At 52.1% G+C, this 16,411-nt stretch carries 9 protein-coding genes; 6 read left to right on the top strand and 3 right to left on the bottom strand.

Features of this window, described 5'->3' with window-relative positions:
• The first annotated feature begins 53 nt into the window (after positions 1-53).
• The 6 genes from F0L74_RS32480 (at position 54) to eboC (ending at position 10,068) form a co-directional block, all read left to right on the top strand.
• Entirely contained in the window at positions 54-1,811 is a 1,758-nt protein-coding gene (locus F0L74_RS32480) for a RagB/SusD family nutrient uptake outer membrane protein (protein ID WP_149842028.1), read from the top strand.
• A 125-nt stretch (positions 1,812-1,936) separates the two neighbouring features.
• Complete coding sequence (locus tag F0L74_RS32475; protein WP_149842027.1) at positions 1,937-5,512, top strand: VCBS repeat-containing protein; 3,576 nt, start codon at positions 1,937-1,939, stop codon at positions 5,510-5,512.
• Positions 5,513-5,591: 79 nt separating this feature from the next.
• Complete coding sequence (locus F0L74_RS32470) at positions 5,592-7,016, top strand: vanadium-dependent haloperoxidase (RefSeq protein WP_213087123.1); 1,425 nt, start codon at positions 5,592-5,594, stop codon at positions 7,014-7,016.
• Positions 7,017-7,095: 79 nt separating this feature from the next.
• On the top strand, positions 7,096-7,998 hold the full coding sequence (locus F0L74_RS32465) for an EboA domain-containing protein (protein ID WP_149842026.1): 903 nt from the start codon (positions 7,096-7,098) through the stop codon (positions 7,996-7,998).
• Positions 7,999-8,127: 129 nt separating this feature from the next.
• A complete protein-coding gene (locus F0L74_RS32460) occupies positions 8,128-9,114 on the top strand; it encodes a TatD family hydrolase (RefSeq protein ID WP_149842025.1) in 987 nt (328 codons plus the stop codon).
• A 54-nt stretch (positions 9,115-9,168) separates the two neighbouring features.
• A complete protein-coding gene (eboC, locus tag F0L74_RS32455; protein WP_149842024.1) occupies positions 9,169-10,068 on the top strand; it encodes a UbiA-like protein EboC in 900 nt (299 codons plus the stop codon).
• Between the two features lie 133 nt (positions 10,069-10,201).
• Here the strand turns inward: eboC and F0L74_RS32450 are convergent, their stop codons facing one another.
• The 3 genes from F0L74_RS32450 to F0L74_RS32440 are packed head-to-tail and all read right to left on the bottom strand — an operon-like array spanning position 10,202 to position 16,395.
• Positions 10,202-11,710, bottom strand: coding sequence for an alkaline phosphatase family protein (locus F0L74_RS32450; protein ID WP_213087122.1), 1,509 nt, complete (start codon positions 11,708-11,710; stop codon positions 10,202-10,204).
• Positions 11,711-11,736: 26 nt separating this feature from the next.
• The gene (locus F0L74_RS32445; RefSeq protein ID WP_213087121.1) at positions 11,737-13,197 is read right to left on the bottom strand and encodes a SusD/RagB family nutrient-binding outer membrane lipoprotein; all 1,461 of its coding nucleotides are present in this window, start codon (positions 13,195-13,197) and stop codon (positions 11,737-11,739) included.
• A gap of 9 nt (positions 13,198-13,206) precedes the next feature.
• On the bottom strand, positions 13,207-16,395 hold the full coding sequence (locus F0L74_RS32440) for a SusC/RagA family TonB-linked outer membrane protein (RefSeq protein WP_149842023.1): 3,189 nt from the start codon (positions 16,393-16,395) through the stop codon (positions 13,207-13,209).
• Positions 16,396-16,411: the final 16 nt, after the last annotated feature.

Below are 16,411 nucleotides of genomic sequence, written 5' to 3'. Positions count from 1 at the left end.
ATAAAGCAGGCAGGAAGAAAAGGGGCCATTCAAACATATTAAAATCTTAACGGATGAAAAATAAAGCGATCATAGGGATGTTGCTGTTGGCGGGAACGGTGAGCGTGGTCTTTTACGCGTGTAAAAAATCCTTCCTGAGCAGGAACCCCATCGGCCAGCTTGGAGACGCCGATGTAAACACCAAAAAGGGGGTAGAAGAGCTGCTCATAGGCGCCTACGCGGTGCTGGACGGCAACTACAACGGCTTCAACTGGCAGGCGTCCTGTACCAACTGGGTGTATGGCAGTATGGCCGGTGGCGATGCGCATAAGGGCTCCAATGCCGGTGACCAGGCAGATATCAACCCTATCGAAAGATATGAGTCACAGCCTACCAATGATTTCTATAATGTGAAATGGAAAGCGGTATACGATGGCGTGGCCCGCGCAAACAATGTGCTCAAGGCATTGGCCCTGGCAGATGTAAGCGATGAGGACCGTACCCGTATCCGGGGCGAAGCCCGTTTCCTGCGCGGTTTCTATCACCTGGAAGCCAAGAAGATGTGGAACAACATCCCTTACGTGGATGAGACCATCGATTATGTAGCCGGCAATTATAAAGTAGCGAACACAGATGACGCCTGGCCAAAAATTGAGGCAGACCTGAAAGCAGCTTACGATACCCTGCCAAATGCCATGGCCCAGATAGGCCGCGCCAATAAATGGGTAGCTGCCGCTTTCCTGGCTAAGGCCTATATGTACGAAAAAAAGTACGCGGAAGCTAAACCCCTCCTGGAAGCCATTATCGCCAGTGGCGTAAATCCCAAAGGGACCAAATTTGCCCTGGCAACCCATTTCCCGGACAATTACAACGCAGACACAAAGAACGGCCCAGAATCCATATTTGCTGTACAGGCTTCCGTTAATGACGGCGGCGCTGGCAATAACGCCAATCCTGATCAGATACTGAATTTCCCTTATTCCGATGCCGGTGCGCCGGGCGGATGTTGCGGTTTCTTCCAGCCTACACAGGAACTGGTGAACTCTTACCGCACCAACCCCACTACCGGGCTGCCCTTACTGGATGGTTCCTATAACACGGGCGCCAACCAGGTAAAGAGCGACCAGGGCGTAGCAGCAGGCGCTGCCTTTACACCGGATGCCGGCCCGCTCGATCCTCGTCTTGACTGGACGGTAGGCCGCAGGGGAATTCCTTATCTTGATTGGGGCAACCACCCGGGCGTGTCCTGGATTCGTGACCAGTCAAACGGTGGTCCTTATTCTCCCAAGAAGAATGTATATTACAAATCCCAGGAAAAAGTCCTCACAGACGGTTCCTCCTGGACAAACGGCCTCACCGCCATCAATTACATCCTGATCCGCTATGCTGATGTGCTCCTCTGGGCTGCAGAATGCGAAGTAGAGATCGGTTCCCTGGAAAAAGCCCGGGAATATGTAAATGACGTACGTACAAGGGCTATGAAAGATACCGCTGCCTGGGTAAAAAGACCGGATGGTAGTTTGGCTGCCAATTATGTGATCAACACATACAAGACAGCTTGGACGGTACAGGCCGATGCCAGGAAGGCCGTCCACTTTGAACGGAAGCTTGAACTGGCCATGGAAGGACACAGATTTTTTGATTTAGTGCGCTGGGGAGAGGCAAGTTCCGCGATAAATGCTTATATTGCATACGAATCTGGCATCATGAGCCTTTTAAGAGGCGCCAGGTTTGTTGATCCGAAAAATATTTATTACCCGATACCGCAACGGCAAATTGATTTGAGCGCGACCAACGGGGTTAGTGCTCTGAAACAGAATCCTGATTATTGATCAGGTTTTAGAATGGCGGAAGGAGAGGCACTTGTGCCTCTCTTTTATTTACCCCTGGTTTGTAGCCGCCACATCATCACGTACAGGGGAACACCACTTCACTGAGGGACAAATCACTAAGGGCAATGAAAACCACCATTCGTTTATGGTTGTTTATGTGGATGTTAGCAGGGCTTATCAGCTCCTGTAACCGAAGACCTACATTATTCCAACCACTCAATGCATCCCGCTCCGGCATCGATTTCAATAATATTATTACAGACACCGACAGCCTGAATGTGCTCAACTTTGAGTACATCTACAACGGCGGCGGCGTAGCCATTGCAGACTTTAACAATGACAGCCTGCCGGATCTCTGTTTTACCGGTAATATGGTGGCCAACCGCCTTTACCTGAATGAGGGCAACCTGCATTTTAAAGATGTAACAGATAAGGCCGGCGTAGGCGGCGATGGAAAATGGTGCACCGGCGTAGCGGCAGTGGATATTAACAGCGATGGCCGTATGGACCTGTACATATGCGCCGCTATGAATAAAGACAGTACCCGCCGCCAGAATATGCTGTTTGTAAACCAGGGGGTGGATAAAACCACCGGGGTGCCTGTATTCCGCGAAATGGCAAAGGAATACGGCGTAAACGACGCCGGCTACTCCATCATGAGCGCTTTCTTTGATTACGATAACGATGGAGACCTGGACCTGTATGTGCTCACCAACCAGATAGACTCCGCCCATTTTCCCAGCAAATACAAACCCCGCGCTCTCGATGGCAGCAGCCTGAATACAGACCGCCTGTACCGTAACGACTGGAACGACTCCCTCCATCATCCGGTCTATACCAACGTATCCAAACAGGCGGGCATTCTCATAGAAGGCTACGGTTTAGGCATCAATATCACAGATATTAACCGCGATGGCTGGAAGGATATCTATGTGGCCAACGATTTCCTGTCCAACGACATCCTCTATATCAATAACCACAACGGCACGTTCACAGACCGTTCCGCGGAATACTGCAAACACACTGCCTACTCCGCCATGGGAACGGATGTAAATGACATCAATAACGACGGGCTGGTGGATATTGTGAGCCTGGATATGCTGCCGGAAACCAACCTGCGCAAGAAGATGATGATGAACGCCAACAACTATTTTACCTATATTAATAATGACCAGTATGGCTACCAGTACCAGTATCCGCGTAACATGCTGCAGTTGAACAGGGGCGCGGTGCCCGGCGGGGACAGCATACCGGCCGTAGCGTTCAGCGATATTGGCTTTATGGCCGGTATTGCGGAAACAGACTGGAGCTGGACGCCCATGGTAGTGGATTTTGATAATGATGGCTACCGGGATATCATTGTTACCAACGGTTTCCCCCGGGATATTACAGACCACGATTTTGTATCGTTCCACGCCACCGCTGGTCCCTACGCCTCCACGGAATTTATGCTGGATCAGCTGCCGCGGGTAAAGATCCCGGACTATGCCTTCCGCAATAACGGCAATCTTACCTTCACCAACGTGGCCAAAGACTGGGGCATGGACCAGCCCTCTTTTTCCAATGGCGCCGCCTACGCAGACCTGGATGGCGATGGCGACCTGGATTATGTAGTAAATAACATCAACGACAAGGCGGAGATCTACGAGAACAAAAGCGACCAATTACCCAATCCGGCCCACTGGCTGCGTATACAATGGAAAGGCCCCACGCACAATCCCCAGGCGCAGGGCGCCCTGGTGGAGATCAGCTACCAGCAGAACGGGCGGCCGCAGCAACAGGTATATGAAAATACGGTCTACCGCGGTTACCTCTCTTCTATAGAGAATGTAGCGCATTTTGGCCTGGGCGCCGTAGACACGGTAACGGCCGTAAAAGTGACCTGGCCCGGCGGTGGGGTGCAAACCTGGCGCAACGTGCCGGCCAACCGGTTGCTGGTGGCCGATTATACGCTGTCCCAGTTAAAACCCGATACAGAAGCGATGCCGGTAAAAGCCCTGTTCACCACGGTTACCGACAGCGTAGGCGTTAATTTCATACACCACGAGTTTGACTATATAGATTTTAATGACCAGAAACTGCTGCCCCATAAGTTATCCCAGTACGGTCCCGCCCTGGCCGTGGGAGATGTGGACGGCAATGGGCTGGATGATATCTTCATTGGCGGCGCCACCCAGTTTAAAGGGGCCTTCCTGTTACAGGAGCCCGGTGGCGCTTTTACGCAAAAAGACCTGCTGCCCGGTTTGGCGGACAGTAAGGCGGCAGAGGACATGGGCTGCCTGCTGCTGGATGTGGATGGCGATAATGACCTGGACCTTTATATTGCCAGCGGCAGTTGTGAGAATAAGGCCGGCAGCCTCAGCTACCGCGACCGCCTGTACCTGAATAACGGAAAAGGCAGCTTTACGGAGGCGCAGGGCGCCATACCCGTCATTTATGCCAGTAAATCGTGCGTAAAGGCGGCAGATTTCGACCGGGATGGAGATTTGGATCTATTCATCGGCGGGCGGGTAGAGCCTGGAAAATACCCCGTTCCGGTCAATAGTTACCTATTGCGGAATGACTCTAAGGAAGACCAGGTAAAATTTACGGATATCACCACCGCAGCGGCCCCGGCCTTACAACAGGTAGGGTTGATCTGCGACGCATTGTGGACAGATTATGATAACGATGGCTGGACAGACCTGCTGCTGGCAGGGGAGTGGATGGCCCCCGTTTTCCTGCATAACAGGCAGGGAAAGCTGGAGCGCGCCAAAACCGGCCTGGAACAGGAAGCCGGCTGGTGGAGCAGCCTGGTGGCCGGCGATTTTGATAACGACGGTGACATGGACTATATAGCCGGCAACACCGGCCTTAATACCCTCTACAGGGCCAGCGCCAAAGAGCCGGTATGCATTTATGCCGCGGACTTTGACAAAAACGGCAGCTTTGATGCCGTGCCCACCCTCTTTTTGCCGGACAGCACCGGCAAAAAGAGGGAGTTCCCCGCCCATACCCGCGATGACCTGATCAAACAAATGATCATGATGCGGGCGCGCTTTCCCCGTTACCACGATTTTGCAATAGCCACCATACAGGATCTGCTTAAACCGGAAGAGCTCAAAGGCGCCCTGCAGCTAAAAGCCACCAACCTGCGCTCCTGCTACCTGGAAAATAAAGGCAATGGCCGCTTTACCTGTACCCCGCTGCCCTTACTGGCCCAGGCTGCGCCGCTATATGGCATGGTGGCGGCGGATGTGAACGGAGATGGCAACCTGGATGTGGTCATTAACGGCAACGACTTTGGCACAGAAGTATCCGTAGGCCGCTACGATGCCCTGGATGGCCTGGTGCTGCTGGGTAATGGTAAAGGGGACTTTGAGCCGATGGACATCCGCAGCAGCGGTATCTACATTCCCGGCGATGGCAAGGCCCTTGTACAGCTAAAGGACGGACAGGGCCGCCTGCTCCTGGCCGCCTCTCAGAACCAGGGGCCGCTAAAGATCTTCCGCGCACGGCAACCGGTGCAACAGCTGGCCCTGCGGCCTAATGATGCATGGGCTACCGTACGTTATGCCAGCGGGCAAACACAAAAACAGGAATGCAGCTATGGGCAGGGTTTCCTGTCGCAATCCGGCCGCAGCCTGGTATTTACCGCCCCGGTGAGGTCTGTAGAGATAACAGATTACCGCGGACAGAAAAGAACGGCTTCCCTGCAATGAGGGGCGCCTTTCCTGTTTACCAGCGCATTATCAGCAATATGAGTTGTATAAAGATCATTCATCAGTAATTTCATTAAACGTGCACGTAGCTATCGCCACATACCACCAACGTATCGATACTATTATCAACCGGTTTTTTACCGCGGCCGGCCGTGCCAAAGGGATGGCTTGCTTCCTGTTGTGCTGTGTTCTCCTGATCCCTGCCTGCCAGGCCCCGCAACCCTCAGATACCAAACTGCTGCAGGATCCGGAAGTGGTGCACGCTTCTGTAAAACGCCTTACAGACATCATAGTATATGATATCTTCTCACCCCCGGTAGCCAGCCGCATCTACGCTTATACCAGCCTGGCCATGTATGAGACCATGCGCTACCAGGAGCCGCAGTATCCTTCCCTCACGGACCAGATGCGCGGTTTCCCGCCCATGCCCAAACCCGAACCGGGCAAGGTATATAACTACCTGCTTGCGGGCGCGCGCGCCTTCCAGGTCGTAGCGCAGAAAGTGACCTTTTCTACAGACTCGTTAAAATTATTTGAGCAGCAGCTGTATGGCCGCTTCCGTAAAGCCGGCGTGAACGAGACCACTTTTGCCAACTCCATGGCTTTTGGGGAAGCCGTGGCCGCCAAAGTACTGGAGCGCGCCGCCAAGGATAACTACCGGGAAAGCCGTGGGTTTCCCCGGTACACCGTTACCCGCGAGAAAGGCGTATGGCAACCCACCCCACCGGATTATATGGATGCTGTAGAGCCCTACTGGAGCAGTATTAAGCCCCTGATGCTGGATACTTGTAACCAGTTTCAGCCGCCACCGGCCCTGCAATTCGACCTGGATACCACCAGCAGTTTCTATAAAGAAGTGAAAGAAGTATATAATGCCCGCATTAACCTGAGCCAGGAGCAAAAGGCCATTGCCAGCTTCTGGGATTGTAACCCCTATGTGATGCACCATACCGGCCATGCCATGTTCGCTACCAAAAAGATCACGCCGGGCGGCCACTGGATGGGCATTGCCGCCATTGCCAGCCGTAAGGCAAAAGCAGGTTATGTACAAAGCGGCCAGGCTTATGCGCTCACCGCCGCCACCCTGCTGGATGCCTTCATCTCCTGCTGGGACGAGAAGTTCCGCAGCCGTGTTATACGTCCGCAGACCGTTATCAACCAAACCTTTGATGAGGGCTGGGAGCCGCTGCTGCAAACCCCGCCGTTCCCGGAATACACCAGCGGGCACAGTGTAGTATCCGGCGCAGCCGCCGTTACCCTTACCCGCCTGTACGGCGATAATGTGGCTTTTATGGATACCACGGAAGTGGAATACGGCGCGGGCCAGCGCTATTTTAACTCCTTTACCCACGCGGCACAAGAGGCAGGCATCAGCCGCTTGTATGGCGGTATCCACTACCGCTCGTCTATTGAGAACGGGCTGGAGCAAGGCCGCCGTATCGGCGCATTTATTATACAGAAGATCAAAGTCGATACGGTCATCCCCAACAAGCCAAAGGCCTGACGTCCTTTTTCCGTTCATCAAAATCTGCTATCTTTATCCCCTCAAAGGCCTATTTTTCCCTATTAGAACCAAAGGCGCAATGGAGCATCCGTTTGACTATGACAGGAACAATGTGAGCGCATTACTTTATGCTATTATCGGACAGCACGGTTCCACTCAGGCACGCGACTGGCTGGAGCAAAAAAGTAAAGTGCTACAGGAAACCAAAGCATTACAGCAGTTTAATCTTACCTTTAGCGCTATCCCGCGTTTTACCGGTAAAGAGAGCATCACGTTACCCACCGGCACTATCAGTGAGTTGGCGCAGACCGCTCATGGAATTTTCATACAGGGTTATACGTTAGACCGGCTGGCCCGGTTATGGTGGCTGCTGCAATGGCCGGCAGCAAACCGGGAGGTATATGTAAATGCCATAGAAGGCCTGTTCCAGGCCGCGGAAATGAACGAGCTGGTAGCGTTGTATGGCGCCCTGCCCCTGCTGGCCTGGCCGCAGGAGTGGAAAGCGCGCACCTCGGAAGGCATCCGTTCCAACATAGGGATCGTGCTGGAAGCCATTATGCTCAATAATCCGTATCCCGCCCGTTACCTGGAAGAACCCGCCTGGAACCAGCTGGTGCTCAAAGCCTTTTTTACAGAAAAAGACGTGCACCAGATCATTGGGCTGGATGAAAGGGCCAATGCCCGCCTGGCCGCTATACTGGTGGATTATGCCCACGAGCGCTGGGCCGCCGGCCGCCCGGTGAACCCCATGTTATGGCGCCTCGTTTCACCATTTATACACGAAGGGGTGATGCCCGATATGCAGCGGGTATGGCACTCCACAGAACATATTGAAAGGGAAGCCGCCGCCCTGGCCTGTTATCATTCCGCTTATGCGCCTGCCCGGGAATTGCTGAGGCAATCGCCCATGCTGGAGCAGGAGATCGCAGACGGAAGGCTGAGCTGGGCCCATGTAGCACAAAAACAAGCAACATTGCAATAACAAACCAACGGGGACCTTATGCTGTAAAAGCATAAAATAAATATATGATGTACCGCGTTTAAGCGGTTCCATCTCCGGAAAGGGGTGCTTAGATCAGTTCCGGACAATCAAATTAAACAGGAAATTCTCATGTGTTATAGCCACCAGTTAACAGAAAAAGACCTGCAGCCGCTTTCCGTGCTGCCGGATTACCTGGATCGTATTAAGGGAATGCGTTTCTTCGATCCGCATGTGCATATGACGTCCAGGACCACAGACGATTATCAGGCCATGGCCGATGCCGGCATTACCGCCATTATTGAGCCGGCCTTCTGGCTGGGGCAGCCCCGTACCGGCGTAGATACCTTCCGCGATTATTTTAGCAGCCTCATTGGCTGGGAAAGGTTCCGCGCCGCCCAGTTTGGCATTAAGCACTATACCACTATAGGCCTCAATTCCAAAGAAGCCAATAACGAAAAGCTGGCGGCAGCCGTGATGGAGATCCTGCCCCTGTTCATTTACAAGGAAGGCGTAGTGGGCGTGGGCGAGATAGGTTTTGATGACCAGACCCCCGCAGAAGAAAAATACTACCGCGCCCAGCTGGAGCTGGCAAAAGAAGCGAACCTGCCCGTACAGATCCATACCCCTCACCGCGATAAAAAACAAGGCACCCAGCGCAGCATGGATATTGCCATAGAACATGGCCTCAACCCCGCCATGGTGATCGTGGATCATAATAACGAAGAAACCGTAAAAGAAGTGCTGGACCGGGGTTTCTGGGCCGCCTTCACTATCTACCCCTTTACCAAAATGGGGAACGAGCGCATGGTAGACATCGTTAAACAATATGGTAGTGAGCGTATTATGGTCAATTCCGCAGCAGACTGGGGCATCAGTGATCCCCTGGCAGTGCCCAAAACAGCGGCCCTCATGCACGAAAGTGGTATTGACTCGAACCACATTCATTTGGTAACTTACCGTAATGCTATCACCGCATTTGCCCAGAGCGGACAAATCAATGAAGCAGACTTTGAAACGGTGAAACAGGTAGATCAGAGTGAGAAATTTAACGGAAGCACTGTGCTAAGAGGTGGTCAGCAACCACGGATAGACAGGAATGCGATGATCATTCGGTAAAGTATAAGACAGTAATGAGATACGAAGATTTATTGATAAAACCCCCTATATCCGGTGAGTTATATTCTTAGCAAATCGTTAGGTTATTTAAGGTTGGTGCGGCCGGCCAACTTGCTAACCGCAGTTGCAGATATACTGGCGGGAATAGCGGTTTCGGGATTTTTGCACAAAGGATATTCCAATTACCTGGATCTGTTGCCCGTAGCCTGCCTGTGTTTAGCCACTATGGGCTTATATGGCGGCGGTGTAGTATTCAACGATGTATTTGACGCCTCCCTCGATAAGGTCGAAAGGCCGGAAAGGCCCATTCCCAGCGGACTTATTACAAAGACCCAGGCCATCATACTGGGTAGTTACCTGTTCCTGATAGGTATACTGGCTGCGTTTACCGTAGGCCGTGCCGCCGGCGTTATAGCCCTGGGCATAATGGCCTCCGCGCTGATCTATGATAAATGGGGCAAACATGCCAGCTGGGGGCCCGTGAATATGGGCCTGTGCCGCGGTCTGAACCTGCTGTTAGGTATTAGCCTGGTAGAGCCGGTATTGCAGCACTACACCTGGATGGCCGTTATCCCCGTGATCTATATTGCGGCTATTACCGCTATCAGCCGGGGCGAAGTATATGGCGGCAGTGTTAAGACCCTGCGTATCGCAGCTGTTTGTTATGCCTTTGTATATGGCACTATCGCGGTACTGGCGGTGATCAATGAGCGCCTGTTGCCTGCGCTGCCTTTCCTGGTGTTGTTTGTGATCATGATCAACGCGCCGCTGATCAAAGCCATGAAGTCGCCCACGGGGCCTAATATAGGCAAGGCAGTAAAAGGAGGGATCCTGGCGCTTATTGCCATGAATGCCGCCTGGGCCGCCGCCTTCTTCACCTTACCTTACGCATTATTGATATTACTGTTACTGCCGCTTTCTGTGTTGTTAGCCAGGGCATTTGCGGTAACATGAGTTAATGTGCAGATGTGCATATATGCAAATGTGCAGATGAAATGCAGCGGTTCAACCCGCATTTATTCATCTGCACATTTTTTTTACGTCGCATCAATCCATTTGCACATTCGCACATCTGCACATCCGCACATTATCTCTCTGTCTTCGCAAAATCTACATACCAGTATTTACCCAGTATGGTCCGTTCCAGCGTTAATTTATAATGTCCGCCGGCATAATCTGCCATCGTCTCGATCTTCTCTTTCTTTGGTTTTAACACAGGCGCGGTAGCGCTCCGCAGCAATTCATACATTACCCTTCCGTCTGCGGCCTTGGGGATCGCAATGCCCTGTATATACAGCACCGTAGGTACCAGGTCTACATTGGAAGTAGGCAGTTTGCTTTCAGACGCTTTCTTAAACGCAGGACCAGATACAATTAAGGGAATATGCACATCATAAGGGGCCAGGGTGCCATGCCCGGCTACGCCTGGTATATAAGTAGCGCCTGCATAACCGGCGGCATTTTTACGGTCGTCCCAGTTGGCGTCTACCAGTATATCTGCTGCCCGCTCATGGTTCCAGTGAATGAGGTCAAAGGAAAGGGTGCCTTTTACATGCCCCTGTGCATCACCAGGTTTGGCGGCTTTTGTAAAGATGGCGCCTACCCATTCCAGCGGCTGCAGGGCTGCTACGATCTTTTCGATCAGCGCTTCGTTATGGTCCTTTATATAGATGGCGCCACCAGCTACTACTACATCTTCAGAATAGGCGCTTTGTTTAAATCCGCCAGCGATCAGCAGGGGTACCAGCCCGGCTTTACCCACATGGGTGGCAAACCCATGGTCTGTAGAGATCAGGATATTATAGGAATCCGTTAACCCTTTTTGTGCCAGCGTTTCAATGATCCGGCCAAACTGCGCATCTACGGTCTTTAAAGCGGCCACGGTTTCCGGGGCGCCAATACCATGTTCATGGCCGTTATGGTCAGGATCGCCGTACCAGATGGCGCTTACTTCCGGGCCGTTGTTGGCCAGGCCATAACGGATCAGGGCATCTGTTACCCATTTGTGCTTGCCTTCTGCCGGTATGGGGCCCAGGTCCCTGGTAACGCTATCCTTGATGGATGCGGGAAGTATCATTCCTGGGTTGATGATAGCGCCGCCGCTGATGGTATGGTTCTGCAGCAAAGCCTGTCCGGTAGAGCCGGAGCTGAATACCATCATACGTTTACCCTGCGCCTGCATTAACTCGCCCAGGGTAACGGCTGTTAACAGATGACCATTGGTGGCAGTGATCACTTTTTGCAGCTCTTCTGCCTCGCCGGTATTAATACTTTTTGTTTTGCTTACTTCCGGAAAGTATACGGAGTTACCCATTAAACCATGCGTTGCCGGGTAACTGCCGGTAGAATAGGAAGAGGCATTCACGCGGGTAACCGTAGGGAACACGCTGTGATGCTCCTGGCCGTAAGTGCCCTGCTTTTTAAAGGCATACAGGTGCGGCATCAGCTCAGGGGTAATATAATCCGGGCGCAGCCCGTCAAAGAATACGATCAGGGTCCGGGTAGAGGCCTGGCCGTTGGGCGCTGTCTGGGCCTGCAAACCGGCGGTTAGCAGGCAGCAGCCCAGCATAAGCATAAAGCTGTTGATCCGTTTCATGATATTGCTGTTATTGTTTGTAAAGTTTATTTGTCCCACCATACATTGATATTGGTATTATCTCCACCCATACCGGCCACCGCTTCTGCCAGGCGCTGGGGATTCAGTGACTGCAAATAAGGAGGATACGGCATCCGTACCGGGAATTTATTCTCCATCGGTATACCGCTGCCCCTGGGCAGCACCGGGTAGCCTGTTCTCCTTTTCTCAAACCAGGATTGATAGTCTGTAAAGAAAAAGGCAAAATACTTCTGCAGCATGATCTGCTGCAGCTGCGCATCTACCGTGCCGGCTGCATTATAAGCAACATTGGGCTGCTGCAGGAAATTTTCCGGCATGGTTACGCCCCATTGCGTCATAGAGGCGCGGATGCCTGCTTCGTAATGCTGCTGCGCGGTTCCCGCTGTATTATAACCTTTCAGCGCCAGTTCTGCCTTAATAAACTCCAGTTCTGCATAGGTCATCATAATACCCAGCCCGGAAAAGGTCTTCAATGCATCCGGATAGCTGGAATTGTCGCCTACCGGGTAGCTTACAGAGGTAGGGTAACCGCTCTCTATGCCACGGTATACCAGGGGACTATCTACCTGTGTGGCCCATACCGCACGCCGGGGATCGCCATTGGCATTCAGCTGGTCAATAAAGAATTTGGTCAGGTATACCTGGTCCCGCCATTCCAGCTGCCGTGTGTTATAGAAGGGGTTAAAATAGGGATAAGTACCCGGGTATTTCATGATGGCTTCATTTGCGTTGCCGGTAAACATGGGATATTTAGCCGGGTCTGCCAGCAGTGTATTGATCTGCTCTTTCACATTCACTTCCCCATCGCGTTTGCTGATCCGCAGCAGTAAACGCAGTTTCAGGGAATTGGCGAATTTCTTCCATTTCATCGTTCCTGTGCCTGCGTTGGTGGGATCGTATAATAGATCGCCGCCATAAGTAAGCGGCCCGGGGGTAAAAAGGGTGTTGGCGGTATCCAGCAGCTTTAACAGGGAAGGATAGATATCTTTCTGCTTGTCAAAAGCTGGCAGGAAATTACCAACCACGCCCTTGGTTGCTTCGGAATAAGGTACGTCCCCATACAGGTCTGTAAGGATGGAATAGGCCCAGGCCTTATACACCAGCGCAATGCCTTTGTAGTTATTCTCTCCCAGGCCGGAAGAGATGGTATAGATATCCTCAATATCCGTCATATACCGGTAAAAATCTGTCCATACGCCTTCTCCCGGGTTGATGATATAACGGTGCACGCCGCCGCCGGTATTGCTGGCGCGCGGAGCGTCTACCTGCATCAGCTCATGGGTGAAGAAACGCCCTTCGTTGATGGCGGTATTTACCATACGGTATTCCAGCTGTCCCAGCATAACGCCGGGTGTGACCTCCTTAGGGCGGTTAGGATCCGTGCTCAGTATGTCAAAGTTCCTGGTGCAGGAAACTGCAAACAAGGCGGATAATATAACAATAGAAAGCTGTTTGATGGCTGTCATAAATAATGATTAAAATTTTACAGTAAGATTGATGCCCATGGTCCTGGTAGAGGGGAACTGGGTAAGCTCCACACCGGGTGTGAGGGTGCCGTTATTCAGGTTACCGCCTTCCGGGTCAAAACCGGGAAAGCTGGTAATGTTGAACAGGTCCCTGCCATATAAGGCTACGCTGGTTTGCGCCAGGCGCAGGCGGTGCAGCCAGCGGGCGGGCAGATTGAATTCTACACGGGCTTCGCGCAGCTTCAGGTAAGAGGCGTCAAAGATGTTGTTTTCCGCATTGTTGATGGCATAGATGGTTTCATAATAAGAACCGGCGGATACCCTTACCGTGTTGGGCTCATATTTGCCGGTAGTAGGGTTCAGCACTACGCCGTCTCCTACAATGCCCTCATCGCGGCCAGGCAGCGTTACCTTGGTCTTGCCAAGCGTGTTGTTCTTGTGGTTGGTCTGTGAGTACATGCTGCCGCCTTTCTGTCCATCCAGCAGTATACTTATCCGTACATTACGGATGGTGAACTCGTTCATAAGCCCTGCTTTCCAGTCAGGGAAGGCATTGCCCCATTTCTTCACCACAGGGTCATAAGCGGCCGGTAGTCCTACAGAAGAGTAGATGATCTTGCCATCCGCATTCCGTTGCAGGCCCAGGCCGTACATATCGCCCATGCGGCCGCCTACGCGGGCTTCGATGGTTACGTTACCGCCATGGTTATAGATGATCTGGCTGGGTACGCCCTCTGCCAGCTCTTTTACATAACTGCGGTTCATGCTCCAGTTAAGGGTAGTGGTCCAGCTGAAATTACGGCCTGCCACCGGTTTGCCGTTTAAGGTCAATTCTATGCCCTGACTATTGATCAGGCCTGCATTTACATACTTGCTGTTGTAGCCGGAAACAGGATCCACCTGGATCGCGATGACCTGGTTGCGGCTGTTATTGTTATACACGGCAGCATCTACGCCTATGCGGCTGTTAAATAAACGGACATCGATACCGGCTTCCCAGCTGGTCGTGATCTCCGGTTTCAGGTTGGCATTAAACAGGGCCGCAGGGTTGGTAAAGCTGTTGCCGTAGATCTTGTCATAATATTTATCAATATTGTAAAGCGGCGCGTCATTACCTACCTGCGCCCATGATAACCGTAGCTTGGCCAGTGAGAACATAGCTGGCATGGGGAAGATCTCATTCAGCAAAAAGCTGCTGCTTACAGAAGGGTAGAAATAGGAATTATTGCTGGCAGGCAGGGAGCTGGACCAGTCATTACGCCCGGTTACATCCAGGAAGATCTTTTCCCGGTAAGACAGTTGGCCGGCGCCATACAGGCTGTTAATGTTCCTTTTTGACCGTTGCGGATCACTCACCGCGGGGTCCAGGCTGTTGGAGATCATATAGATGCCCGGCTGTGCCAGCCTGTCCGCATACATGCCGGCAAAATCGTATTTCTGCCGCAAGGCATTACCCCCACCGGACAGCGTAAATTTCAGATCACTATTGATCTTGTCATTATACGTCAGCAGGAAATCGGAATTGGTCTCAATATTAAAAACATGCTGTTCGCGGAACATACCGTTAGGATACTTGGTCATGCTGAAAGGACGCTGTTGTGACCTGTATTCAAAGGAAAGATCGGTACCGCTGCGTAACATCAGTTCCAGTTTTGGTGTGATGGTGTAGTTGATGGTAAGGTTACCGATCACCCCATGTTTATCCATTTTATTCAGCATCTCGTAGAGGTCCAGGTAAGGGTTGTCTGGCCCTGTATTAAAGGGATTCCGCTGTTTTACATTGGTAAGCCCCGGCTGCCAGTAAGGTTTGAACCATTCCGGCTTTATATTAGGCGCGGTGCCAATGATCAGGAAATACATCATGGACTGGTTATTATAACCAGCGCCCGGCAGGTTATCGCTTTTTTTATTGGTGTAGTTTACCTTACCGCTGATCTTTAACTTGTTATTGATCTGCTGATTTACGGACAATGCGGCGTTAATACGCTCAAAACCGGTATTGGGCAGGATCCATTCATTTTTCAGATGGGTAAGGGACAGGCGGGCAGCGCCTTTTTCCGTACTGCCCTCAATGGCTACGCTGTTAGATACCGTAATACCGGTACGGAAAAAACCGGAGATATAATCTTTCTGCGGCACCCAGGGCGTACGTTCTGTGGGCTTGCCATCAGGCGAGTTGGGATTATACTGGAAATACGATTGCCCGTTAAACTTAGGGCCAAAGGCACGGCCCGCAGCCACAGTGGTGCTGGTATTGGCGCCATCTTCACTATTCAGGTAAGAATAATATTTATCCGTTCTGCCTTCGCCATATTCAAACTGGTAATCCGGCCAGCGGTTTACCTGGTCTATACTTACGTTCAGATTATAGGTAACGCCCAGGCCGCGTTCCTTACGCTGTTCGCTTTTAGTGGTGATCAGGATAGCGCCGGTGGCTGCCCGGCTGCCATACAGGGCGGTAGCGCTGGCGCCTTTCAGTACGGTCACTTTTTCAATATCGTCCGGGTTCAGGTCAGACAGATCAGAGCCAAAATCAATAGGGTTATCTGCAGACAGGTGGGAGGAAAAACCAGTGCCGGTAATACGTTTGCTTACCGGTACGCCGTCCACAATGATCAGCGCCTGGTTATTATCCAGGTTCAGGGAAGACTCGCCGCGCAGCGTGATCCTGGAAGAGCCCATAGGGCCTGCGCCTACGCCCTGTATATTCAGGCCTGCTACCTTACCGGATAGGGAGTTGATCCAGTTATTGGTCTTGGCGTCTTTTACCGCATTTTCCCTGATGGTCTGTGCGGCGTAGCCCAGGGATTTCTCCTCCCGGCGTATGCCCAATGCGGTCACTACTACCGCATTCAGCTCTTCAGAACGTTCATGCAGGGTAACAGACAGGGACAGGCGGGTATTGGCGTCCACCGTATACCCGGACAGGCTGTCTGTTGTAAAGCCCACATGGCTGAATACAAAATGATAAGGACCGCCCTGGCGCAGGTTAGAGAGGGTGAATATGCCCCGCTCATTGGTGGTGGTATTGGTCAATACATGATTGGCGCCATCTTTCATGGTTACCACCACGCCAATTACGGCTTCGCCGTTACCATCTTTTACAATACCAGCGGCGCTGGGAATTTGTTGCGCCTGGCTGCTTACAGCTACAGCCAGTAACAGGCATAGCAAGCCGGTAGCTTTGATCGTTCGCATAGATAGGTAGATCTTC

Source organism: Chitinophaga agrisoli (genome assembly GCF_008386695.1).
GTDB classification, from domain to species: domain Bacteria; phylum Bacteroidota; class Bacteroidia; order Chitinophagales; family Chitinophagaceae; genus Chitinophaga; species Chitinophaga agrisoli.
Note: the sequence above shows the minus strand (reverse complement) of the source record. Positions and strands in the feature narration are given on the sequence as shown.